Source organism: Aureimonas sp. Leaf324 (genome assembly GCF_001423245.1).
Classification (GTDB): Bacteria; Pseudomonadota; Alphaproteobacteria; order Rhizobiales; family Rhizobiaceae; genus Aureimonas.
This window is the reverse complement of sequence record NZ_LMOH01000028.1, coordinates 187,312-209,741: the sequence shown is the minus strand read 5'-3', so window position 1 is coordinate 209,741 and position 22,430 is coordinate 187,312. Positions and strand designations below refer to the sequence as shown.

The following is a 22,430-nucleotide window of genomic DNA, read 5'->3' as shown; positions in this document are numbered from 1 at the left end:
CTCGGGCGAGGCCGGGCGCGGCTGATTCCCGCTTGCTTCCGATACCGGGTCCTATACACCACCAGACATCAGGATCGACGGCGGCGCCGTCGGCCCCATGGGAGGGGCTGGCCGTCCGCCGGTGAACGAAGGACGAATTTCATGAAATTTTTCGTCGATACGGCCGATATTGCCGAGATCAGGGAACTGCAGGACGCCGGCCTGATCGACGGCGTGACCACCAATCCGTCGCTGGTCCTGAAGGCCAACCGGCCGCTCAAGGAACTCCTCAAGGAAATCTGCGAAGTCACCGACGGCCCGGTGTCGGGCGAGGTCGCCTCGACCGATTTCGACGGCATGATGCGCGAGGGCAAGATCATCGCCGCGATCGCGCCCAACATCGTCGTCAAGCTGCCGCTGACGCTGGACGGCCTCAAGGCCTGCAAGCGCTTCACCGAGGACGGCATCAAGACCAACGTCACGCTCTGCTTCTCGGCCAACCAGGCGCTGCTCGCGGCGAAAGCCGGCGCGACCTACATCTCGCCCTTCGTCGGCCGTCTCGACGACATGAACATCGACGGCATGGAGCTGATCTCCGACATCCGTCGCATCTACGACAATTACGGCATCGAGACCGAAATCCTCGCCGCCTCGATCCGCACGCCCAACCACGTGCGCGAGGCCGCGCTGATCGGCGCCGACGTCGCGACCGTGCCGCCGGCCACGCTGAAGTCGCTCGTCAAGCACCCGCTCACCGACAACGGCCTCAAGGCGTTCATCGCCGACTGGGCGAAGACAGGCCAGACGATCGAGTAAGCTCCGCCCGAAGCGGACCAACAAAAAAGGGCGGCTCGCGAGAGCCGCCCTTTTTCGTGCGCGCCGTTCGGGGAGGAGGTCGTCCGACGCGCGGGGGATCGATCAGGCGTGCTGGAAGTGGCTTTCCAGGAAGTAGAGCGACTTGTCGATGCCGCGACCGACTTCGGTGAAGAGATCGGCGGTCAGGTCGTCGCCCGCCTCGTCCGACTCCTTCACGGCGTCCTTCAGCGCGCCGCCCCACTTGGCGTAGCTGTCGGCCAGGCGCTTCAGGTGGCCCATCAGGTCGACGAGATCGAGCGGATAGGGATCGAGCACGCTCGCTTCGGACGCGGCCTGCACCGTTCCGCGGGCCTGGCCGCCCAGAGCCGTCAGACGCTCGGCGATCGTGTCGACATACTCCTCGGCTTCCTCGTGGAGCTTGTCGAACAGGAGGTGCGTTCCGTAGAAGTTCGGCCCCTTGACGTTCCAGTGCGCCTGCTTGGCCTGGTAGCTGAGGTCGATGGCCGAGGCGAGGTGCACCTGCAGCAGCTCGATCATCGAGTGGCGCAAATTCTCGTTCAAGGTGTTCTTGGTCGGATGGATCGGGGTCTTGCCCTGCTTGGCCATCGAAGTCTCCTGAGCCCGCATACAAAGCCGGCGCGCCATCGCACGCCGGTCGCGTCGGGGAAATTACGCGCGAGGGAGGGTTTCGGTTCCCCCGCGCGCCACGACGCCTCAGTCGAGCTTGGCCGTCAGTTCGGCCTGCGCCTTCGCGCCCCAGACGGCCTTCACCGCCGCATCGCGTCCGCAGCCGATGCGATAGCGCTTGTAGTGGCCGGGATTCTTGCGGGCGTAGTCCTGGTGGTAGTCCTCGGCCGGGTAGAACTCGGCCGCCGGCAGGACCGCGGTCGCGACCGTCTGTCCCAACTCCTTCTGGACGGCGGCCTTGCTGGCCTCGGCCGCCTTCATCTGCCCGCTGCCGATTGCGAACACGGCGGTGCGGTAGCTGTCGCCACGGTCGCAGAACTGGCCACCCGCGTCGGTCGGGTCGATCGAATGCCAGTAGGCCTGGAGGAGCTGGTCGTAGGTGATCTTGGTCGGATCGTACGTAACTTTCACCGCCTCGTAGTGCCCGGTCGTCTCGGTGACGACGTCCTGATAGGTCGGGTTCTTGAGATGGCCGCCGGTGTAGCCCGACACGGTCTGCGTGACGCCGGGAACGCGGTCGAGATCGGTCTCCATCGACCAGAAGCAGCCGCCGGCAAGGATCGCTTCGTCGGCCTGTGCGGCGATCGGGGTGAGGACAGCAAAAAGGCCGAGCGCGAGAACGCCCGGCCGCAGGAAGGATGAACGCGTCATCGAAGGGTCTCCGCGGGGGGTCGGCACCTCTAACTACGGCGCGCTGAACCCGGCGGATGCAAGGCGGCGATCAGACGCGGCGCTCGACCATCATCTTCTTGATCTCGGCGATCGCCTTGGCGGGGTTCAGGCCCTTGGGGCAGGCCTGCGTGCAGTTCATGATCGTGTGGCAGCGGTAGAGGCGGAACGGATCCTCGAGGTTGTCGAGGCGCTCGCCGGTCGCCTCGTCTCGGCTGTCGATCAGCCAGCGATAGGCCTGGAGCAGCACGGCGGGGCCGAGATAGCGGTCGCCGTTCCACCAGTAGCTCGGGCACGAGGTCTGGCAGCAGAAGCACAGGATGCACTCGTAGAGCCCGTCGAGCTTCTCGCGGTCCTCGTGGCTCTGGCGCCACTCCTTCTCGGGCTCCGGCGTCTCGGTCTTCAGCCAGGGCTCGATCGAGCGCAGCTGCGCGTAGGGCACGGTGAGGTCGGGCACGAGGTCCTTGACCACCGGCATGTGCGGCAGCGGATAGACCTTCACCGCGCCCTTCACCTCGTCCATGCCCTTGGTGCAGGCGAGCGTGTTGGAGCCGTCGATGTTCATGGCGCAGGAGCCGCAGATGCCCTCGCGGCAGGAGCGGCGCAGCGTGAGGGTGGAATCGACCTTGTTCTTGATCCAGAGCAGCGCGTCGAGCACCATCGGACCGCAGTCGTCGGTGTCGACGTAGAACGTGTCGAGCCGCGGGTTCTGGCCGTCGTCCGGCGACCAGCGGTAGACGCCGAACTCGCGCACGGTCTTGGCGCCGGCCGGCTTCGGCCAGACCTTGCCCTTCTGGACGGTGGAGTTCTTGGGGAGCGTGAGTTCGACCATGGCCGGGTCCTGGACAGGGGATGCGCGTCTTTAGAATGGGGCTAAACACGAATGCGCGGGCAGTGCAACACGCCACGGTGTCGCCCCCGGGCTTAAACCGTTTGTATGTCGGCGCCCGTCTTCGTGGCCCCCGCGGTATCTCCGCTCACGGCTGCACGATCACCGGGAACGGGCCGAAGCGCGTTGGCTTGCCGGCCTCCTCGGCGATCTCGGCCATCACGGCGGCCTGCGTGCCGGCCACCACCAGGCCGGCGGCCTCGGCGTGCGCGCTCGCCTGTTCCAGCGTCCGCCCGAGCGTCGTCGGAACGCCCGCCGCCTCGATGCGCTTCAGCTCGCGCTCGACCTCGGTCGAGACCGTGCCCTCCGGCCGCACGTCATGGATGTGCACCGCCAGAACCCGCCCCGGATGCCGCTCGACCGCCGCGGCATAGACGGTCGCGTCCTTCTGGCCGCTGTCGCCGATCAGGACGAAGTCGAGACCCGGATAGTCCGCCATCAGGTCGTCGATCGCCCGGTCCTTGTGGCTGCGATGGCGCCGCAGCAGCCAGCCGAGGGCGTCGTCGGACAGGGAGCGCAGGAGCATCGGGCCGGCCGGAATGTTCTTCTGCGCCATGAAGCGCTCGAAGATGTCCGACAGGTTCCAGGGGCTCGACGAGACGTAGAAGACCGGGTTGGTCTGCGGTCCCGCCACGCCGTCACAGAGGGCGCGGTAGAATTCCGAGACGCCGGGAAAGGCGGTGCGGGCTTCCGGCGAATTGGCGGTGACGATGCGCCAGTGGCGCAGCATCTTGAAGGCGCCGGTGTGGATGATCGTGTCGTCGATGTCGGAGATGATGCCGAAGCGGGCGGCGGGCGAGACGACGCGGGCCCTCCCCTCGGCATCGACGGGCTCGAAATCGTAGCCCTTCGCCGTTTCGAGATGGAAACGGATCGGCGTCCAAGGCGCAGTGCCTTCGCCGAGATGGGTGGCGTCGATGTCGAGCCGGACATAGCCCTCGCTGTCGCTGACGAGCTCGCCCGAGCCCACCGGCCCCTCGTATCGCACCCGGGCAGCCCCGATCTCGTCGGTCTCGTAGCGCTTGAAGGTCAGCCAGAGGTTGCGCAGCGTGGAATTGGAATGGGCGGCGTCGAAAACGCCCTCATCCTCCAGGACGCGCCCGAGGATGTGCAGCCGCCCGCGCGCCACGCGCCCGGGGTAGACGACCAGCGTCGGCCGATCCGTCAGTCCGACCGCACGCTTGATCCTGAAGCGCAGGACCCGGCTTTGGCGAAGGATGTGCCGGCCAAACCCGCGCAACATGTCCGATCTCATGCCACCCGCGATAGCAAAGCGCGGGTGCGGCGGGAAGCGGCGGTACCACGCGGAGGCAGGACCACCGACGAATTCTCGTAGGTGGCTCTCCTCAAGAAAAAGGGGTCGCAGCGCGAAGCAGCGACCCCTTGATTCGAGAAACTGGGGACGATTGGCCCCCGCGCCTTCAGTACACGCGCTTCTTCGGCTGAATGTACTCGATCTCGTTCGACATCGTGTAGGTGTGCACTGGCCGGTCCTCCAGCGTCACGGTCTTGGCGACCGTGTCGCAGAAGCTCAGCGTGTGCTTCATCCAGTTGACGTCGTCGCGGTCGGGGAAGTCCTCGCGTGCATGGGCGCCGCGCGATTCCTGGCGGGCGCGGGCCGAGTCCATGGTCACGACGGCCTGGGCGATCAGGTTGTCGTATTCCAGGGTCTCGATGAGGTCCGTGTTCCAGATCAGCGAGCGGTCGGTGACGCGAACGTCGTCGGACGCCTTCCAGACCTGATGGATCTTCTCGTGGCCTTCCTCGAGGATTTCGCCCGTGCGGAACACGGCGCAGTTCGACTGCATCGTGCGCTGCATGTTGTCGCGAAGCTCGGCCGTGGAGGTCGAGCCCTTGGCGTAGCGGAAGCGGTCGAGGCGGGCGAGCGAGTTGTCGCCGGCGTTCGCGGGCAGCGGGGCGTGGCCCTCGCCGGCCGAGACGGTCTCGGCGCAGCGCAGGCCCGCCGCGCGGCCGAACACCACGAGATCGATCAGCGAGTTGGAGCCGAGGCGGTTGGCCCCGTGCACCGACACGCAGGCCGCCTCGCCGACGGCCATCAAGCCCGGCACGACCGAGTCCGGGTTGCCGTCGCGCTTGGTCAGCACCTCGCCGTGATAGTTCGTCGGGATGCCGCCCATGTTGTAGTGGACGGTCGGCAGGACCGGGATGGGCTCCTTGGTCACGTCGACGCCCGCGAAGATGCGGGCCGACTCGGAGATGCCCGGCAGGCGCTCGTGCAGGATCTTCGGGTCCAAATGGTCGAGGTGAAGGAAAATGTGGTCCTTGTTCTTGCCAACGCCCCGGCCGTCGCGGATCTCCATGGTCATGGAGCGCGAGACGACGTCGCGGGAGGCGAGATCCTTCGCGGACGGCGCGTAACGCTCCATGAAGCGCTCGCCTTCCGAGTTGGTGAGGTAGCCGCCCTCGCCGCGCGCCCCTTCCGTGATCAGGCAGCCCGCGCCGTAGATGCCGGTCGGGTGGAACTGCACGAACTCCATGTCCTGCAGCGGCAGGCCAGCGCGCAGCACCATGGCGTTGCCGTCGCCAGTGCAGGTGTGGGCGGAGGTGGCCGAGAAGTAGGCGCGGCCATAGCCGCCGGTCGCCAGGATCACCTTCTTGGAGCGGAAGCGATGGATCGAACCGTCGTCCATGTTGATGGCGACGACGCCGCGGCAGGCGCCTTCCTCGTCCATGATGAGGTCGATCGCAAAATACTCGATGAAGAACTCGGACGAGTAGCGCAGGCTCTGGCCGTAGAGCGTGTGCAGGATGGCGTGGCCGGTGCGATCGGCGGCGGCGCAGGTGCGCTGCGCCGGCGGGCCGTTGCCAAAATCGGTGGTCATGCCCCCGAACGGGCGCTGGTAGATCTTGCCGTCGGTGGTGCGCGAGAAGGGCACGCCGAAGTGCTCGAGCTCGTACACGGCCTTGGGGGCCTCGCGCACGAGGTACTCGATGGCGTCCTGGTCGCCCAGCCAGTCCGACCCCTTCACGGTGTCGTACATGTGCCAGCGCCAGTTGTCCTCGCCCATGTTGCCAAGCGAGGCGGCCACGCCGCCTTGCGCCGCCACGGTGTGCGAGCGGGTCGGGAAGACCTTGGTGATGCAGGCGGTCTTCAGGCCGGCCTGGGCCGCGCCGAGCGTGGCGCGAAGGCCCGCGCCGCCGGCGCCGACGACCACGACGTCGAACGTGTGGTCGATGAATGTGTAGGCCTTGCCGTTCTGGGCCGGCGCGCTGCGATGGGGCTGGGCTGTCGCCATGGTGTTCAGGCTCCGAAGCTCATCTTGACGATCGCGAAAAGGCTCGCCGAGGCGACGAGGACGGCGAAGAAGGTGTTGAGGATGACGAGGGCAACCTTCGCGCCGCCGTGGATGTAGTCCTCGATAATGGTCTGCATGCCGAGACGCATGTGGACGCACACGGAGATGACGACAAGCCCCATCACCAGCCCGACCAGCGGGTTGGCGAAGGCCGCGCGCACGCCTTCATAGGGTTCGTCGTGCAGCGCGATCAGGAGCACGACGAAGAACGAGATCAGGAAGAGGTTGGCGACGGCGGTCAGCCGCTGCATCCAGAAATGCCCGGTGCCCTCGCCGGCCGCGCCGTAGCCCCGGACCCGCTTCAGGGGAGTTCTCATGTCCATGACGGACCCTTCCTTCACAGGATGACGACGACCAGCCACAGGAGCACCGTGCCGACGAGCGAGGCGACCAGCGTGGCGATGGCGAACTTGGTGGACTGTTCGCGGCCGAGGCCCGCGCCCGTGTCCCAGACGAGGTGGCGGATGCCGCCGGCCATGTGGTGCAGGAGCACCCAGCTGTAGCCGAAGAGGATCAGCCGGCCGATGATCGATCCGAAGAAGGCGGACGCATAGGAAAACGCGTCCGGCCCGCTGGCCGCCGCGATCAGCCACCAGACCACGAGCGCCGTGCCGACATAGAGCGCGCCGCCGGTGATGCGGTGCAGGATCGACATGGCCATGGTCGGCCGGAACCGGTAGACCGTGAGATGCGGCGACAGCGGCCGGGCGGATTTGATGTCGGACAAGGATCACTCCATGGGCGATCGCGGCTGGCATGGAACGCCGGGCATGGCGCCCGAACGCGGCTGGATTGCTTCTAAAGAACCTGTGCGGCTGCGAAATCAAGCCGCGATCGGTCGCATTCACGCCCAAACCGATTGAATGTCGCTTGCGTCGCAGGCGGGCGGCGACCGCCGGTCGTCAGCGGTCGAGGAAGCGCAGGACGTAGCTCGACCAGTCGGCGGGCTCGGCCACCTTCTCGTAGAGGTGGCGCCCCGATCCGCCATGGCGCGGCGCATGGAGCACGAGGCGCGACCAGCCGCGCGAATCGGCTTCCTCGGCCAGAACGTCGACCATCGCCTTGGCAATGCCCTTGCGGCGGTGCCGCTGGTCGACGAAGACGTGGTCGGCGAGCCCCGCGCGCATGCCCGTCCACAGGTCCGGCAGGTCGTAGAACTGGAGGAACCCGACGAGTTCGCCGTCCAGCCGGGCGCCCAGCATCTCGCCGGTCCGGTCCTGCAGCAGTTGCTCGGCATAGAACGTGTCTGGCGCGCCCGGCGCGCCGCGGAACATGGCCTGATTGTAGGCGGCCAGAAGCGGCGCGAGTTCGCGCGCATCCTTCAGGCGCAGGAGGCCGATCTCGATGTCGGGGACGCTTTCGCTCTGGCTCATGGCGCTGGTGTGCGGCGGAAGCGCGTGAGCGTCAAGTCGCGGCCGGCGGATCGATGGCCGAAGCCGGGAAGGCCGATTGCGCCTGGCTGCCGCTGCGGCTAGTGATTTTCATGGGGCCGCAACAGGCGGCGTCAAATCATGGCGCAGGCAACGTTGCGTCATGCGAAGGACAGGGAGGAGGAATGCGCGCCGATATTCTCGCCTGGTCCCTGCCGTTCCTCTTCTGCGCCTTCGCGCTCTGCTTCCTCCTGCTGTCGCGCCTCCATTCCAGCCTTCGGTGGTGGAGCGCGGCGTTCCTTGTCGCGGCCCTCGGCTTCGCCCTCACCGTCCTGCCGACGGCGCCCGGCAGCGTCCTCAAGCCAACATTCGAGGACACGCTGTTCCTGATCGCGCTGGCGATCGCCAACGCCGCCTTCGCCGCGCGCGCCGGGCGCCGCCCGCGCTGGACATGGCTCGCCCTCGTCGTCGGGGCCGGCAGCGCGGGTGCCGCGGGCAGTCTCGCCTTCCTCGACGGGTCGGTGCTGCACGAGGTCTTTTCGGTGCAGACGGCCTGTGCGGCCCTCATGCTCCTTTCGGCGATCGAGATGCGGCGCGATCCGGGCACGCTGCGGCCGCTCCTCGTCGGCTTGTGCGGCACGATCACGATGAGTCTCGGCCTGCAGAACGTCCTTCTTCTCTACGCCTCGCCGGAGGATCTCGGCGTATCCAACTGGCGCGAATCGCCCTGGGGCTTCGTGTTCCAGCTGAACGGCGCGGCGACGGGCATCCTTCTGGCGCTGAGCGTGATCCTGACGACGGTGTTCGACGTGATCGGGCGCCTGCGCGAGGAATCGACCGCCGACGCGCTGACCGGGGCGCTGAACCGGCGCGGCCTGGAACAGGGCGTCGAGGCGATGCGTCGACGCAACTGGCCGGATGCCGCCCTCACGCTCGTCCTCAGCGATCTCGACCATTTCAAACTGATCAACGACCGCTACGGCCACGAGGCGGGCGACGCCGTCCTGTGCGGCTATGCGGCGCTCTGCAGCGGCCTTGCGGGCGCGGACGGGCTGGTGGCGCGCATCGGCGGCGAGGAGTTCGCGATCGTAGTGGCGGGCCGTGACCGCACGTCCGCGCTGGAACTTGCCGAGACCGTGCGCATCTCGGCGCGGCAGATCCGCTGGCCGGCGCCGCTCACCGACCTGTCGGTGACGGCGAGCTTCGGCGTGGTGGCGTTCGGTCGCGACGAAACGCTGTTCGACGCGATCGATCGGGCCGACCACCTGCTCTACAGCGCGAAGGCCGAAGGGCGCGACACGGTGGTGATCGACATCGAGGACCCGGCATCGACCCCGGCGGCGACGCAGTCCCTTGCCGCCGGCACCATCTTCGCCGGTTAGACCGGCGCCCGGTTCGGCCGAAGCCGTCCGGGCGCTCTCAACGCCTCAGCGCCACTCGCGGATGTCGACGAAACGGCCGGCGATCGCGGCCGCGGCAGCCATCGCGGGCGAGACGAGATGCGTGCGGCCCTTGAAGCCCTGCCGCCCCTCGAAGTTGCGGTTCGAGGTCGAGGCGCAGCGCTCGTAGGGCTTGAGGCGGTCCTCGTTCATGCCGAGGCACATCGAGCAGCCCGGCTCGCGCCAGTCGAAGCCCGCGGCCTTGAAGATCGCATCGAGCCCCTCGGCCTCGGCCTGCAGCTTGACCAGACCCGAGCCCGGCACGATCATCGCCGAGACGGTGTCGGCCACCTTACGGCCCTCCACGACTTTGGCGACGGCGCGCAGGTCCTCGATGCGCCCGTTGGTGCAGGAGCCGATGAAGACGCGGTCGACGGTGAGGTCCGTCATCGGCGTTCCCGGCGTGAGGCCCATGTAGTCGAGCGCCCGCTTCTTGGTCTCGCGCTTGTTCTCGTCGTCGATGGCGTCGGGATCGGGCACGGTGCCCGTCACCGACACGACGTCTTCGGGCGAGGAGCCCCAGGAGACGATCGGCGGCAGGTTGCCGGCGTCGAGACGCACGACCTTGTCGAAATGGGCGCCCTCGTCCGTGTGCAGCGTGCGCCAGTAGGCGACGGCCTGCTCGAAGGCCGCGCCCTTCGGTGCGCGCGGCTTGTCCTTGATATAGGCGAAGGTCGTCTCGTCCGGCGCGATCAGGCCGGCGCGTGCGCCGCCCTCGATCGTCATGTTGCAGATCGTCATGCGCCCTTCCATCGACAGGGCGCGGATCGCCTCGCCGGCGAACTCGATGACGTAGCCGGTGCCGCCCGCCGTGCCGATCTCGCCGATGATGGCGAGGATGATGTCCTTGGCGGTGACGCCCGGCGGAAGCTGCCCGTCCACCTGGACGAGCATGTTCTTGGCCTTCTGCTGGATCAGCGTCTGGGTGGCCAGCACGTGCTCGACCTCCGAGGTGCCGATGCCGTGGGCGAGCGCCCCGAAGGCGCCGTGGGTCGAGGTGTGGCTGTCGCCGCACACGATCGTCATGCCCGGCAGGGTGAAGCCCTGCTCCGGCCCGATGATGTGGACGATGCCCTGTCGCTCGTCGACCTCGTTGAAGTACTCGACGCCGAACTCGGCCGCGTTCTTGGCCAGCGTCTCGACCTGGATGCGGCTTTCCTCGTTGTGGATGCCGCCGCGCCGGTCGTAGGTCGGCACGTTGTGGTCGACGACGGCGAGCGTGCGCGTGGGATGGCGGACCTTTCGGCCGGCCGCCCGCAGGCCCTCGAATGCCTGCGGGCTCGTCACCTCGTGGACGAGGTGGCGGTCGATGTAGAGGAGGCTTTCGCCCCCCTCGCCGGTCGAGACGACGTGGTCGTCCCAGATCTTGTCGTAGAGGGTGCGGGGCTTCGGTTGGTCGCTCATCGGCTCTTCGCGTCTTCGGTGGGGCCGGACGGCCGTGGGGCCGCCGTGCCGGACATCACGGGAACGTTGGGGGCATGCGGGCCGCGCCGTCGCGGCGGCTCAGGCCGCTAGGTGGACGGCCGAGATCTGCCGATAGAAGAAGCGGCCGGGCATGCGCGCACGATCCTCCACCGGGGAGAACCCCAGCGTGGTCGGCAGGCGGCCATTGTATCGCGCGCGTCTTCGCATCGTTCCAAAATACGCCCGCACGCGCAGCCGCGCAATGGCCCGCTGCGCGCCGCCGCTCACCGTCTCAAGGGTTGGTCGTGGCGACCGCATCCTCGACGCTCCGGCGCTCCGCCGCAGCCGCCTCCGTCACGCTCGGCACCGGACCGGACGTGCGGCGGGCATAGCGCTGGGCCAGCGCGGCGCAGGCGAAGAGCTGGATCTGGTGGAACAGCATCAGCGGCAGCACCACCAACGCCATCGCATGACCCGCGAACAGGATGCCCGCCATCGGAATGCCGGTCGCCATGCTCTTCTTCGAGCCGCAGAAGACGATCGCGATCTCGTCCTCGCGCGAGAAGCGCAGCTTGCGGGCGAGAAGCGTCGTCACCGACAGGACGAAGGCGAGGATCGCGATGTCGAGGAGGACGACGACCGCGAGGTCCTGCCAGTCGAGGCTCGTCCAGACGCCCGCGACGACGCCTTCCGAAAAGGCGGCGTAGACGACGAGGAGGATCGAGCCGCGGTCGACGACGGTCGTCACCGGCTTGTGGCGGGCGAGCCAGGCGCCGATCAGCGGCCGCACGACCTGCCCCGCGACGAAGGGCGCGAGGATCTGCAGCGCGATCTTCTCGATCGCATCGAACGAGATCGCCCCGCCCGATCCGCTGGCCAGAAGCAGCACCAGGAGCGGCGTCACGACGACGCCGAGCATGTTGGACACCGACGCGCTGGTCAGCGCCGCCGGCACGTTGCCGCCCGCGATCGAGGTGAAGGCGATCGAGGACTGCACGGTGGACGGCAGGAGCGTGAGGTAAAGGAGCCCGAGCGCGAGTTCTGCCGGCAGGATCTGACCGGCCATTGGGTAGACCAGAAGCCCGACCAGCGGGAACAGCGCGAAGGTCGACAGGAACACGAGGCCCTGCAGCCGCCAGTGCAGGAGGCCCGCCCACACCGCCTGCGGCGACAGGCGCGCGCCGTAGAGGAAGAACAGGAGCGCGATCGCCCCGTAGGTGATCCAGTCGAAGGCCTCGGCCACTTGGCCCCGTGCCGGCAGGACGGCAGCGAGCGCGACGGTCGCGATCAGGAGAAGCAGGAACCGGTCGACCGGGATGGCGCGAAGACGGGAGCGAAGGCTCATGATGGGTTCATCCTTTGGCCCGGCGCCTCGCATCGTGAGGGCCGGAAACGCGAAAGGGCGGCACGAGGCCGCCCTTTGCCAGTCTCGAAAGCGACGAATCGCCGAAGCTTACTCGGCGGCTTCCTTGGCAGCGGTCTTGGCGGCTTCCTTGGCGGCGCGCTCGTTGGCGGCCACCGAACGGGCGTCGTCGTTGAGCTTGCGGGCGCGCACGTTGGTCGCCTCGACGATACGGGCCGACTTACCGCGACGATCGCGCAGGTAGTAGAGCTTGGCGCGGCGCACGCGACCGCGGCGGACCACCTCGACCGACTCCAGCGACGGCGAGTACATCGGGAACACGCGCTCGACGCCTTCGCCGTAGGAGATCTTGCGAACCGTGAAGTTCTCCTGGATGCCAGCACCCGAACGGGCGATGCAGACGCCCTCGTAGGCCTGCACGCGGGTGCGGGTGCCTTCCGTCACGCGGACGTTGACGCGCAGCGTGTCGCCCGGCGAGAAGGCCGGAAGGGTGCGGATGGCGGCGATGCGGGCGGCCTCTGCGGCCTCCAGTTCGGCGATGATGTTCATGGTCTGCCTCGGTTCGTTTCATGCCGGATCGAGCCGGTCATGGCCGTGAAACACGGTCAAGTTATTCTGAGGAAAGCGTGGCGCTCTTACACGCGCAGGCGCTCCTTGTCGAGGGGCGGCGGCTTTCGCGCGTCCCTGCCCTTGCGCGCGAGCGCGGTTCGCCTATGGGAACGGGCGTTCCCGCCGTTCGAGGCCGCCTCATGACGCTCGTCTATGCCCTGTCGCTCTTTGTTTCGGGCTTTCTGGCCGGCGCGATCAACGCGGTCGCCGGCGGCGGCACGTTCCTGACTTTCGGCGCGATGACGCTCGGCGGCATCTCACCGATCTCGGCCAACGCCACCTCGTCGATCGTCCAGTTCCCCGGCTACGTCACCTCGACGCTCGCCTACTGGAGCGACATCCGGCGGATGTGGCGCGGCGCGCTGATGCTGGCGCTCGCCTCGGTGCTCGGGTCCGGCGTCGGGGCGCTGATCCTCCTGTCGCTCGACAATCCGCAGTTCCAGTCGATGGTGCCCTGGCTGCTCCTCGCCGCGACCGCGCTCTTCGCCGCCGGACCGTGGCTGAAGCCGAAGGCGCGCCATGCCGAGGAGGCCGGACGCGGCAAGGGGCTCGCCGGACCGGTGGTGCAGTTCCTGACCGCGATCTACGGCGGCTTCTTCGGCGCCGGCATGGGCATCATGATGCTGGCGACGCTCGGCCTCACGCAGGGCGGCGACTACCACAAGCTCAACGCCCTGAAGAACATGCTCGCCACCGTGATCGCGGTCGTCGCCATCGTGGTCTTCGTGTCGGGCGGGGTCGTCGCCTGGCCCGAGGCCATGGTGATGATCCCGGGCGTCGCGCTCGGCGGCTATGCCGGTGTCTGGACCGCCAAGCGCGTGCCCCAGCCCTATGTGCGCGCGGTGGTGATCGCCGTCGGCCTCGGGCTTGCCGTCTACTATTTCTGGCGCAACGCGGCCGGGTAGCAATGCCGCACGGTTCTTGCCATATAGGCCGCGAACCCTACCCCTCGACCCGACTTGCGACCATGACGCATCCGATCCCCTTTGCCCGCATGAACGGGCTCGGCAACGAGATCCTCGTCGCGGACCTGCGCGGCACGGCGGCGCGCATCGAGCCGGAGGCCGCGCGCGCGCTCGCCGGGCGGGACGAGACGCATTTCGATCAGATCATGGCGATCCACGATCCGGTGACGCCCGGCACCTTCGCCTATGTCCGGATCATCAATGCCGACGGCTCGGAGGCCGGCGCCTGCGGCAACGGCACGCGCTGCGTCGTGCAGGCGCTCGCCGCCGAGACGGGCGTGCACGACTTCGTGTTCGAGACGCGGGCCGGGCTTCTCGAAGCCTTCGAGCGCGAGGACGGGTTGCTGACGGTCGACATGGGGCGTCCCCGCTTCGACTGGCGCGACATTCCGCTGTCGGAAGAGTTCGCCGACACCCGCGCGATCGAGCTCCAGATCGGCCCGATCGACGCGCCGGTCCTCCACTCGCCCTCCGTCGCCTCGATGGGCAATCCGCACGCGATCTTCTGGGTCGCGGACGACGTCTGGTCCTATGCGCTCGACCGCTTCGGCCCGATCCTCGAGAACCACCCTCTCTTCCCCGACCGTGCCAACATTTCGATCGCCCGCGTGACCTCACGCAAGGCGCTGGACCTTCGCACCTGGGAGCGCGGCGCGGGGCTGACCAAGGCGTGCGGGTCGGCCGCCTGCGCGGCGGCGGTGTCGGCCGCGCGTACCGGGCGGACCGGGCGCATCGTCGCCGTCACCGTGCCGGCCGGGGGCGAACTCCTGATCGAGTGGCGCGGCGACGACCACGTCCTGATGACCGGCCCCGCCGAATGGGAATGGTCGGGCACGCTCGATCCCGCGACCGGCGCTTATCGCCGCGACGAAGCCCCCGCGGAGGCCCACGCGTGAGCGGCGTCGAGGTCATCTCCTTCGGCTGTCGCCTTAACACCTACGAGGCGGAGGTGATGAAGCGCGAGGCCGGCGAGGCGGGCCTCGGGTCCGACGGGCGCAAGGCGATCCTCGTCAACACCTGCGCGGTGACGGCCGAGGCCGTGCGGCAGGCGCGCCAGGCCGTGCGCCGCGCCCGCCGCGACCATCCGGACGCGCGCATCGTCGTCACCGGCTGCGCCGCGCAGACCGAAGGCGCGCGCTTTGCCGACATGACCGAGGTCGACGCGGTGATCGGCAACGAGGAGAAGCTCTCGGCGGCCAGCTACCGCGCACTGCCCGACTTCGGCGTCGCCGCGGCCGAGAAGATCCGCGTCAACGACATCATGAGCGTGCGCGAGACCGCCGGCCACATGGTGGATGCAATCGAGGGCCGGGCCCGCGCGATCGTTCAGGTGCAGAACGGCTGCGACCACCGCTGCACCTTCTGCATCATTCCCTACGGCCGCGGCAACTCGCGCTCCGTGCCGATGGGCGCGGCGGTGGAGCAGGTCAAGCGGCTGGTCGGCAACGGCTACGCGGAAGTCGTCCTGTCCGGCGTCGACATGACGAGCTGGGGCGCCGACCTGCCGGGGAGCCCGCGCCTCGGGACCCTCGTCCAGTCCATCCTGCGCCACGTGCCGGACCTGCGACGCCTGCGCCTCTCGTCGATCGACAGCGTCGAGGCCGACGAGGCGCTGGTCGAGGCGATCGGCGGCGACCGCCGCGTCATGCCGCATCTCCACCTGTCGCTGCAGGCCGGCGACGACATGATCCTGAAGCGGATGAAACGCCGCCACCTGCGCGACGATTCCATCCGCTTCTGCGCCGAGCTGCGGCAAAAGCGCCCCGACATCGTCTTCGGCGCCGACATCATCGCCGGCTTTCCGACCGAGACCGAGGCGATGTTCGAGAACTCGCTGCGGCTCGTCGCCGATTGCGGGCTGACGCATCTCCACGTCTTTCCGTTCAGCCCGCGCGAGGGAACGCCGGCCGCGCGCATGCCGCAGCTGCCCAAACCCGTGATCAAGGCGCGCGCCGCCCGCCTGCGGGCGCTGGGCGACGCGGCCTATCGCGCCCACCTGCAGCGCGCCGTCGGGCAGCGCCGATCGGTCCTCGTGGAGCGCGATGGGCTGGGCCGCACCGAGGACTTCACGCTCTGCCAGATCGACGCCGGGCTCCCCGGCGAGATCGTCGACGCTATCATTCAAGGCGAAACGGGCGAACGCCTTGTCGCCACCCCTCTCCCGGCCGCGCGCGCCGCAGCCTGACCAGACCGATCGGATCGCATCGCATGGCCGAGCAAAAGGGCTTCTTCCGCCGCATCTTCTCCTTCGGGGCGAAGGAGGAGGAGCGCATTCCCGAATCCGGCGGCCTGCCGCGCGCGCAGGATACGACGGCCGCGCGTCCCGACTCCACCGTGCCGGAAATCCACCAGCCGGCGATGGCCTCGGCCGACGTCGATTCGGAAGCGGGCGCGGCGGCCGACGAGCCGGCCGGCGGCGGCATCACCCCGCTCCGCCCCAAGGATCCCGACGGCTCGGCCGTCCCGGCTGAAAAAAAAACTCTGAACTAGAGGCCGAACCGGCGGCGACGCCGGTTCCCGTCGCGCTCGCGCCGGTCGCGGTCGCCCCGGCCGAGGAGCCGCAGAGCGACGACGACACCGCCTTCCTCGACGAGCCGCTGGTGCCGGAGAAGGAAGCCGAAGGCGACTTCTCCTGGCTCGACGAGCCGGTGGACGAGCCGGCCGACGACCGGGCGGTCGAGCCGGAGAGTGCGCTCGCCCCCGCCGAAGCCGCGCTGGTCGAGGGCGACGGCGGCATCGACGCGGCCGCCGTCCACGACGCCCCGATCGAAGCGACGCCGGTCGATGACGCGCGCGAGCCCGACCACGACGAGTTCGCCTGGCTCGACGCCCCGCTCCCGCCGGAGCCGGAGAGCGCCCGCGCGCCGATCCCCGGCCGCGTCGGCACCGAGGGGGAAGGCTGGAGCCTTCGCGAGGCGCGCGCCGACGCGGTCCTCGCGGCTGAGCCGAGAAGGCCCTTCTTCCAGCGCCTGCGCGAGGGGCTCGCGCGCTCCTCCAACCAGCTCTCCGGCCAGATCACCGCGCTCTTCACCAAGCGGCGCCTCGACGAGGAGACGCTGCAGGAGTTCGAGGATGTCCTGATCCAGGCCGATCTCGGCGTCGAGACCGCGATGCGCATCACCGACCGCCTGTCGGACGGGCGCTTCGGCAAGGAAATCTCGGGCGATGCCGTGCGCGCCATCCTCGCAGACGAGGTGGCGAAGGCGCTGGATCCGGTGGCGAAGCCGCTCGAGCTCGACCTGTCGGTCAAGCCGCACGTGATCCTCGTCGTCGGCGTCAACGGCACCGGCAAGACCACGACCATCGGCAAGCTGACGGCCAAGCTCGTGCGCGGCGGCCTCAAGGTGACGCTCGCCGCCGGCGACACGTTCCGCGCCGCCGCCGTCGAGCAGCTGAAGATCTGGGGCGAGCGCACCAATTCCGTCGTCGTCGCCAAGTCGATCGGCGCGGATGCGGCGGGCCTCGCCTTCGAGGCCTATGACGAGGCCGTGCGCAACGATTCCGACGTCCTTATCATCGACACCGCCGGCCGCCTCCAGAACAGGGCCGAACTGATGGACGAGCTCGCCAAGATCGTGCGCGTCCTCCAGAAGCGCGAGCCGGACGCGCCCCACACTGTGCTCCAGACGCTGGACGCCACCACCGGCCAGAACGCGCTCAACCAGGTCGAGATCTTCCGCAACGTCGCAGGCGTCAACGGTCTCGTGATGACGAAGCTCGACGGCACGGCGCGCGGCGGCATCCTCGTGGCGATCGCCGCCAAGCACAAGCTGCCGGTGTTCTTCGTCGGCGTCGGCGAGGGCATCGACGACCTCGAGCCCTTCAAGGCGCGCGACTTCGCCGAAGCCATCGCGGGCCGCGCCGGCAGCGCCTGAAATCAGCCGCGATGGCGCGGGACACCGCTCCATCCGGGAAAGGAACGATCCCATGTCCGACGAGATCATCGAGAAGCCGCCCAACGCGCCGGGACGCAGGCAGGTCAACCCGCTCCTGAAGTTCGCGCTGGAACTCGGACCGCTGGTCGTCTTCTTCTTCGCCAACTCGCGCGGGCAGGCCATCGCCGACGCGGTGCCGGCGCTCGGCAACCTCGGCGGCCCGCTCTTCGTCGCGACCGCGCTCTTCATGGTCGCGACCGTGGTGGCGCTTGGCGTGTCCTACGCGCTGACCCGCTCGCTGCCGATCATGCCCATCGTCTCGGGCCTCGTGGTCGTGGTGTTCGGCACGCTGACGCTCTGGCTGCAGGACGAGGTCTTCATCAAGATGAAGCCGACGATCGTCAACGGCCTGTTCGCGACCGTCCTTCTCGGCGGCCTCGCCTTCGGCAAGCCGCTGCTCGGCTACGTCTTCGACCAGGCGTTCAAGCTCGACGACGAGGGCTGGCGCAAGCTGACGCTGCGCTGGGGCCTGTTCTTCGTCTTCCTCGCCATCCTCAACGAGGTGGTCTGGCGCATGTTCTCGACCGACTTCTGGGTGGCCTTCAAGGTCTGGGGCACGATGCCGATCACGGTCGCCTTCATGCTCTTCCAGTTCCCGCTCCTGAAGCGCCATTCGCTGGAGCCGCTCTTCGACAAGAAAGCGTGACCGTAGGGGCCGGTATCGCGACCGGCCCGCGCTTGCAGCGGCCTCCGGCCATCCCACATCGGTTTCCAGACAAGGAAACCCGAGGAGTGGACGAATGGTCAACGCGCAGAAGCTTCTGGATCAGTTCCTGGGTACCGGTCGGGCCTACAACGCAGATCCCCGCTATCGCCAGCCGGGCCAAGGCGGCGGCTCGCTCCAGGACACCCTGGTCAAGACGCTCGGCGGCGCGCTCGGCGGCACCGGTGCGCGCTCGGGCGGCGGCATCGGCGACCTGATCGGCGGCGTCCTCTCCGGCTCGCGCGGCGGCTCCGGCAGCATGGGCGGCGGCCTTGCGGGCAAGGCGATCGGCGGCGCGCTCGCGGGCGGCCTCGCCTCGAAGATCCTCGGCGGCAAGGGGGGCCGGGGCGTCGGCGGCTCGGCGCTCAAGCTCGGCGGCCTCGCGCTCGTCGCGGGCCTCGGCTACAAGGCCTGGCAGAACTATCAGGCGCAGCAGCAGGCGGCCGGCAACGCCGCCGCCCATGCCGGCGCGGCCCGCCTGCCCCATGGCGAGATCCCACATGCCGCCGGCACGCGCTTCCACCCGGAAGAGGACACGGAGGCCGAGCGCCGCGCCCGCCTGCTCCTGTCGGCGATGATCGCGGCCGCCAAGGCCGATGGCTATATCGACCGCGCCGAGGAGGAGGCGATCTTCGGGCGCATCGACGACCTCGACCTCGATGCCGAGGAGAAGGGTCTCCTGATGGACGAGATGCGCCGGCCGATGTCGATCGACCAGATCGCAGCCGAGGTGCGCGACCGTGAGACCGCGATCGAGGTCTACACCGCCTCGGTGCTGGCGATCGACGCGGACCATCCGGCCGAGCGCGCCTATCTCGACGATCTCGCCACCCGCCTCGACCTCGCGCCCGATCTCGTCGCCGAGATCCGCCGCGCGGCCGACGAAGTGCAGGCTTGACGAAACGGGGCGGCGGGCGCCAAGCCTGCCGCCCATGTTCGCCCTCGTCAGATCCGAAGAGGTCTCGCAGGAGATCCGCAAGAGCCGCTTCCGGGCGCGCGCCGCGCCGATCGAAACGGAAGCGGACGCCCGGCGGCTTCTCGCCGAATGGAGCGACCCGCAGGCGAACCATAATTGCTGGGCCTGGCGCATCGGCGCGGTCTATCGCTTCAGCGACGACGGCGAGCCCGGCGGCACCGCCGGCAAGCCGATCCTCCAGGCGATCGATGGGCGCGAGCTCGACCGGGTGCTGGTGGTCATCACGCGCTGGTTCGGCGGTATCCTGCTCGGAGCCGGCGGGCTGATCCGCGCCTACGGCGGCACCGCCGCCGCGTGCCTGCGCGCGGCCGAGACGGTGCCCCTGGTGCCGACCGTCGCGCTCGAGATCGAATGCCAGTTCTCCGATCTCGCGCTCGTCCAGTCGCGCATTGCTGCCCGCGAGGGTGCATCAGTCGAGGACCAGACGTTCACCGACACCGGCGCACGGCTGCGGATCCGCTGTCCCGCGGACGGCGCCGAGGCGCTCCTGCGAACGCTGAGCGACCTGACGAGCGGCCGGCTGGTCGTGCGCCGGGAGGAGCCGGTCTAGAAGTCGCCGACGGGCAGCGGGCGGCCGTCCGGCATGCGGTCGCCGGCAGAGCCTTCCGGATTGCCGAAGGGAACGAGCGGCGCGCCGCCTTCCGCCTCGCGCTCGTGGTTCAGCGCCCAGTGCACCGAGGGAAACGCGAGGTCGTCCCAGGGAATCTCGTCCCAGGCGAAGAGTTTCAACTCCAGCGTCTCGATGCCCGCCACCACCGCCGGGTCGGCGAGTTCGGCGCGAAAGATCAGCTGCACCTGGCTGATGCGCGGCACCGAGTAGATCGCGAGCAGGCGCTCGATCGCGATGGTCGCCCCCGCCTCCTCGCGCGCCTCGCGCATCGCGCCCGCCTCCGGCGTCTCGTTCAGCTCCATGTAGCCGGCGGGAATCGTCCAGAAGCCGCGCCGCGGCTCGATCGCGCGCCGGCAGAGGAGGACGCGCCCCTCGAAGCGCACCACCGATCCCACCACGATCTTCGGGTTCTCGTAGGCTGTGAATCCGCAGTGGTCGCAGACCGTGCGTGGCAGGACGTCCCCATCGGGAACGCGGACGGAAAAGGCGGGGTCGAGCGTCATCGGCACGGAGATATGGCGCGCGCCGGCATCGGCGACGGGTCCGCTGGCAGCGAGCGTCGCTTTGCGCTAGACCCGATCCGAAGCCGGCCTTACCGCTTCGAGGACAGGTGCCATGACGACCGTCGCCCGCTCCCCCTGGATTGCCCTCCTCTGCGGAGCGGTGATCGTCACCATCGCCATGGGCCTGCGCCAGAGTTACGGCCTGCTCCTGCGGCCCGTGGAGCTTGAGATCGGCGTCGGGCGTGAGGCGTTCGGCCTCGCCATCGCGCTGCAGAACCTCCTTCTCGGCCTCGCCCAGCCCTTCGTCGGCGCGATCGCCGACCGGCACGGCGCGGGGCGCGTCGCGGCCGCGGGCGGCCTCCTCTACGCGGTCAGTCTCGTCCTCGCCTCGCAGGTCTCGGGCGCCTTCGGCCTGCAGATGACGCTCGGCACCCTCCTCGGCCTGGCGATGACCGGCGTGACCTTCGTCGTGGTGCTCGGCGCCGTCGGTCGCTTCGTGCCGGCCGAAAAGCGCGGCCTCGCCTTCGGCATCGTGACAGCCGGCGGCTCCGTCGGCCAGTTCCTGCTCGTGCCCGCCATGCAGATGGCGATCGCAGGGCTCGGCTGGCGCGGCGCGCTTCTCGCCGGCGCGGCGCTGGCCGCCTTGATGGTGGTGCTGGCCGCGGGCATCGCCGGCCGGCCCGCGTCGGCGCCTTCCGCCGCCTCGCTGCCGCCGCAGAAGCTCGGCGACGCCCTGCGGCAGGCCGGCGGTCACGGCGGCTACTGGCTCCTCAACGTCGGCTTCTTCGTCTGCGGTTTCCATGTCGCCTTCATCGCGACGCACCTGCCGGCCTTTCTCGTCGACCAGGGTCTCGACCCCAGCGTCGGCGCGCGGGCGCTGGCGCTGGTCGGCCTGTTCAACATCTTCGGTTCCTACGTCTTCGGCCTCTCCGCCGACCGCCTTCGCAAGAAGAACGTTCTCGCCGCGATCTATTTCGGGCGGGCCGTCGTGATCGTCGGCTTCCTCGCCGTGCCCTTCACGCCGCTCTCGGCGACGATCTTCGCCTGCGCCATGGGCTTCCTGTGGCTCGGCACCGTGCCGCTGACAAGCGGGCTTGTCGGCCAGATCTTCGGCGTCCGCTACCTGTCGACGCTGTTCGGCATCGTCTTCATGAGCCACCAGATCGGCGCGTTCTTCGGCGCCTGGGCGGCCGGGCTCCTGTTCGAGCGCACGGGCAGCTACGACCTCGCCTGGACGGTCTCGATCGCGCTGGCCGTGATCGCCGGGCTCGCGAACCTGCCGATCCGCGACGCGCCGGTGCGCTCAGATGCGGTGGCCGCCGCATGAGCCGCACGGTGGAATGGACGGCCTTCGCCCTCCTCGCGGGGCTCTCGGCGATCGGCTATGCGCTGTGGCAGGCCGAGGGGCTCGGCCTCTGGACCGGCATGGCCTTCGGCTTCTGTTTCTAACCCTTGGCCGGCGCGATCTTGGCCAGGGCGGGCAGGAGCCCGCCCTCGACGCTTTGTGGGGTCAGCGGTCCCGTCTGCTTCCAGAGGATCGTGCCGTCCGGCCCGACCAGAAACGTCTCCGGCACGCCATAGACGCCCCAGTCGATCGTCGAGCGTCCGGCCTCGTCGGTGCCGAGCGCGTCGAACGGGTTACCGAGATCGCGCAAGAAGGCGAGCGCATTCTCCGGCTTGTCCTTGTAGTTGATCGCGACGACCTCGAAGCGCGGGTCCTGCGACAGCGCCATCAGCGCCGGGTGCTCCTGCCGGCAGGGCACGCACCACGAAGCGAAGACGTTGACCAGCCGAACGCGGCCGTCACCCGGCACGAGATCGAGCCCCGGCATCGGGGCGCCGGACGCGGTGGTGAGTCCCGCCAACGGGGGCAAGCGGGTTTCGGGCGCCGGCTTGCCGATCAGGGCCGAGGGCAGCACCTGCGGGTCGTGCCCCGACATGAGCTGGTAGAGGAAGACGCCTGCGAGCCCCGCGAAGAGGACGACCGGCAGCATCACGAGGACGGGGCGCCGGCGTGCGCGCTTGGCCGCCTCGCTCATCGCGCTCGCCCCCGGCCTGACGCCGCTTCGAGCTCGGCGAGCCGACGGCGCACGGAGCGCGCGTCGAGATAGACCCAGAGGCCGAGGCCCCCGACCGCGACGGCGGCCATGCCGTAGGCGGCCGCGACGAAGGCGAAGTAGCTGCCTGCCATCGTGG

At 69.1% G+C, this 22,430-nt stretch carries 27 protein-coding genes; 13 read left to right on the top strand and 14 right to left on the bottom strand.

Going from position 1 to position 22,430, the window contains the following annotated elements:
- The first annotated feature begins 141 nt into the window (after positions 1-141).
- Positions 142-795: a fructose-6-phosphate aldolase gene (fsa, locus tag ASF65_RS19050; protein WP_055892869.1), complete on the top strand. Its 654-nt coding sequence runs from the start codon at positions 142-144 to the stop codon at positions 793-795.
- Positions 796-897: 102 nt separating this feature from the next.
- Here the strand turns inward: fsa and dps are convergent, their stop codons facing one another.
- The 7 genes from dps to sdhC form a co-directional block, all read right to left on the bottom strand.
- Positions 898-1,401 carry a DNA starvation/stationary phase protection protein Dps gene (dps, locus tag ASF65_RS19045; protein WP_055892866.1) on the bottom strand — a complete coding sequence of 168 codons (504 nt, stop codon included), beginning with the start codon at positions 1,399-1,401 and terminating at the stop codon, positions 898-900.
- A 108-nt stretch (positions 1,402-1,509) separates the two neighbouring features.
- On the bottom strand, positions 1,510-2,133 hold the full coding sequence (gene msrA, locus ASF65_RS19040; protein WP_055892864.1) for a peptide-methionine (S)-S-oxide reductase MsrA: 624 nt from the start codon (positions 2,131-2,133) through the stop codon (positions 1,510-1,512).
- Positions 2,134-2,203: 70 nt separating this feature from the next.
- Positions 2,204-2,983 (bottom strand): succinate dehydrogenase iron-sulfur subunit, encoded by a 780-nt coding sequence (locus ASF65_RS19035; RefSeq protein ID WP_055892860.1) that lies wholly within the window; start codon positions 2,981-2,983, stop codon positions 2,204-2,206.
- Between the two features lie 145 nt (positions 2,984-3,128).
- Complete coding sequence (locus ASF65_RS19030; RefSeq protein WP_055892857.1) at positions 3,129-4,283, bottom strand: phosphatase domain-containing protein; 1,155 nt, start codon at positions 4,281-4,283, stop codon at positions 3,129-3,131.
- Positions 4,284-4,461: 178 nt separating this feature from the next.
- Positions 4,462-6,297 (bottom strand): succinate dehydrogenase flavoprotein subunit, encoded by a 1,836-nt coding sequence (gene sdhA, locus ASF65_RS19025; RefSeq protein ID WP_055892854.1) that lies wholly within the window; start codon positions 6,295-6,297, stop codon positions 4,462-4,464.
- A gap of 5 nt (positions 6,298-6,302) precedes the next feature.
- A complete protein-coding gene (sdhD, locus tag ASF65_RS19020) occupies positions 6,303-6,680 on the bottom strand; it encodes a succinate dehydrogenase, hydrophobic membrane anchor protein (RefSeq protein ID WP_055892851.1) in 378 nt (125 codons plus the stop codon).
- A 14-nt stretch (positions 6,681-6,694) separates the two neighbouring features.
- Positions 6,695-7,084: a succinate dehydrogenase, cytochrome b556 subunit gene (sdhC, locus tag ASF65_RS19015; protein ID WP_055892848.1), complete on the bottom strand. Its 390-nt coding sequence runs from the start codon at positions 7,082-7,084 to the stop codon at positions 6,695-6,697.
- Between the two features lie 10 nt (positions 7,085-7,094).
- Here sdhC and ASF65_RS22320 point away from each other — a divergent pair, with 10 nt between their 5' ends.
- Entirely contained in the window at positions 7,095-7,220 is a 126-nt protein-coding gene (locus ASF65_RS22320) for a hypothetical protein (protein ID WP_280137650.1), read from the top strand.
- A gap of 39 nt (positions 7,221-7,259) precedes the next feature.
- Here the strand turns inward: ASF65_RS22320 and ASF65_RS19010 are convergent, their stop codons facing one another.
- Entirely contained in the window at positions 7,260-7,730 is a 471-nt protein-coding gene (locus ASF65_RS19010) for a GNAT family N-acetyltransferase (RefSeq protein ID WP_055892846.1), read from the bottom strand.
- A 182-nt stretch (positions 7,731-7,912) separates the two neighbouring features.
- Here ASF65_RS19010 and ASF65_RS19005 point away from each other — a divergent pair, with 182 nt between their 5' ends.
- Positions 7,913-9,109 (top strand): GGDEF domain-containing protein, encoded by a 1,197-nt coding sequence (locus tag ASF65_RS19005; RefSeq protein WP_055892843.1) that lies wholly within the window; start codon positions 7,913-7,915, stop codon positions 9,107-9,109.
- Between the two features lie 45 nt (positions 9,110-9,154).
- Here ASF65_RS19005 and leuC read toward each other — a convergent pair whose 3' ends face one another.
- From leuC to rplS, 3 genes are all read right to left on the bottom strand, one after another.
- Entirely contained in the window at positions 9,155-10,570 is a 1,416-nt protein-coding gene (gene leuC / locus ASF65_RS19000; RefSeq protein WP_055892840.1) for a 3-isopropylmalate dehydratase large subunit, read from the bottom strand.
- 292 nt (positions 10,571-10,862) lie between these two features.
- A complete protein-coding gene (locus ASF65_RS18995) occupies positions 10,863-11,915 on the bottom strand; it encodes a bile acid:sodium symporter family protein (RefSeq protein WP_055892838.1) in 1,053 nt (350 codons plus the stop codon).
- A 108-nt stretch (positions 11,916-12,023) separates the two neighbouring features.
- Positions 12,024-12,482: a 50S ribosomal protein L19 gene (gene rplS / locus ASF65_RS18990; RefSeq protein ID WP_055892835.1), complete on the bottom strand. Its 459-nt coding sequence runs from the start codon at positions 12,480-12,482 to the stop codon at positions 12,024-12,026.
- Between the two features lie 200 nt (positions 12,483-12,682).
- Between rplS and ASF65_RS18985 the strand changes: the two genes are divergently transcribed.
- From ASF65_RS18985 to ASF65_RS18950, 8 genes are all read left to right on the top strand, one after another.
- Positions 12,683-13,447 (top strand): sulfite exporter TauE/SafE family protein, encoded by a 765-nt coding sequence (locus ASF65_RS18985; RefSeq protein WP_055892833.1) that lies wholly within the window; start codon positions 12,683-12,685, stop codon positions 13,445-13,447.
- A 62-nt stretch (positions 13,448-13,509) separates the two neighbouring features.
- Positions 13,510-14,403: a diaminopimelate epimerase gene (gene dapF, locus ASF65_RS18980; protein WP_055892829.1), complete on the top strand. Its 894-nt coding sequence runs from the start codon at positions 13,510-13,512 to the stop codon at positions 14,401-14,403.
- A 56-nt stretch (positions 14,404-14,459) separates the two neighbouring features.
- Positions 14,460-15,692 carry a tRNA (N(6)-L-threonylcarbamoyladenosine(37)-C(2))-methylthiotransferase MtaB gene (mtaB, locus tag ASF65_RS18975; protein WP_244486841.1) on the top strand — a complete coding sequence of 411 codons (1,233 nt, stop codon included), beginning with the start codon at positions 14,460-14,462 and terminating at the stop codon, positions 15,690-15,692.
- 23 nt (positions 15,693-15,715) lie between these two features.
- The gene (locus ASF65_RS21580; RefSeq protein WP_055892824.1) at positions 15,716-15,997 is read left to right on the top strand and encodes a hypothetical protein; all 282 of its coding nucleotides are present in this window, start codon (positions 15,716-15,718) and stop codon (positions 15,995-15,997) included.
- A gap of 110 nt (positions 15,998-16,107) precedes the next feature.
- Positions 16,108-17,382: a signal recognition particle-docking protein FtsY gene (ftsY, locus tag ASF65_RS18965; RefSeq protein ID WP_348271183.1), complete on the top strand. Its 1,275-nt coding sequence runs from the start codon at positions 16,108-16,110 to the stop codon at positions 17,380-17,382.
- A gap of 52 nt (positions 17,383-17,434) precedes the next feature.
- Positions 17,435-18,088, top strand: coding sequence for a septation protein A (locus ASF65_RS18960; RefSeq protein WP_055892823.1), 654 nt, complete (start codon positions 17,435-17,437; stop codon positions 18,086-18,088).
- A gap of 94 nt (positions 18,089-18,182) precedes the next feature.
- Positions 18,183-19,043, top strand: coding sequence for a tellurite resistance TerB family protein (locus ASF65_RS18955; RefSeq protein ID WP_055892820.1), 861 nt, complete (start codon positions 18,183-18,185; stop codon positions 19,041-19,043).
- A 34-nt stretch (positions 19,044-19,077) separates the two neighbouring features.
- Entirely contained in the window at positions 19,078-19,671 is a 594-nt protein-coding gene (locus tag ASF65_RS18950; protein WP_055892818.1) for a YigZ family protein, read from the top strand.
- Here the strand turns inward: ASF65_RS18950 and ASF65_RS18945 are convergent.
- Entirely contained in the window at positions 19,668-20,234 is a 567-nt protein-coding gene (locus ASF65_RS18945) for an NUDIX hydrolase (RefSeq protein ID WP_055892815.1), read from the bottom strand. The two genes, ASF65_RS18950 and ASF65_RS18945, sit on opposite strands and share 4 nt — an antisense overlap.
- Positions 20,235-20,346: 112 nt before the next feature.
- Here ASF65_RS18945 and ASF65_RS18940 point away from each other — a divergent pair, with 112 nt between their 5' ends.
- Positions 20,347-21,561, top strand: a complete 1,215-nt coding sequence (locus ASF65_RS18940) for an MFS transporter (RefSeq protein WP_055892813.1) — start codon at positions 20,347-20,349, stop codon at positions 21,559-21,561.
- On the top strand, positions 21,558-21,683 hold the full coding sequence (locus tag ASF65_RS22315; RefSeq protein WP_280137649.1) for a hypothetical protein: 126 nt from the start codon (positions 21,558-21,560) through the stop codon (positions 21,681-21,683). The genes ASF65_RS18940 and ASF65_RS22315 overlap by 4 nt, the downstream gene beginning before the upstream one ends.
- Here ASF65_RS22315 and ASF65_RS18935 read toward each other — a convergent pair.
- Together ASF65_RS18935 and ccmD are read right to left on the bottom strand one after the other, a co-directional pair.
- Complete coding sequence (locus ASF65_RS18935) at positions 21,680-22,273, bottom strand: DsbE family thiol:disulfide interchange protein (RefSeq protein ID WP_055892810.1); 594 nt, start codon at positions 22,271-22,273, stop codon at positions 21,680-21,682. The two genes, ASF65_RS22315 and ASF65_RS18935, sit on opposite strands and share 4 nt — an antisense overlap.
- Positions 22,270-22,425 (bottom strand): heme exporter protein CcmD, encoded by a 156-nt coding sequence (gene ccmD, locus ASF65_RS21105; RefSeq protein ID WP_082505852.1) that lies wholly within the window; start codon positions 22,423-22,425, stop codon positions 22,270-22,272. The genes ASF65_RS18935 and ccmD overlap by 4 nt, the downstream gene beginning before the upstream one ends.
- Positions 22,426-22,430 lie beyond the last annotated feature (5 nt).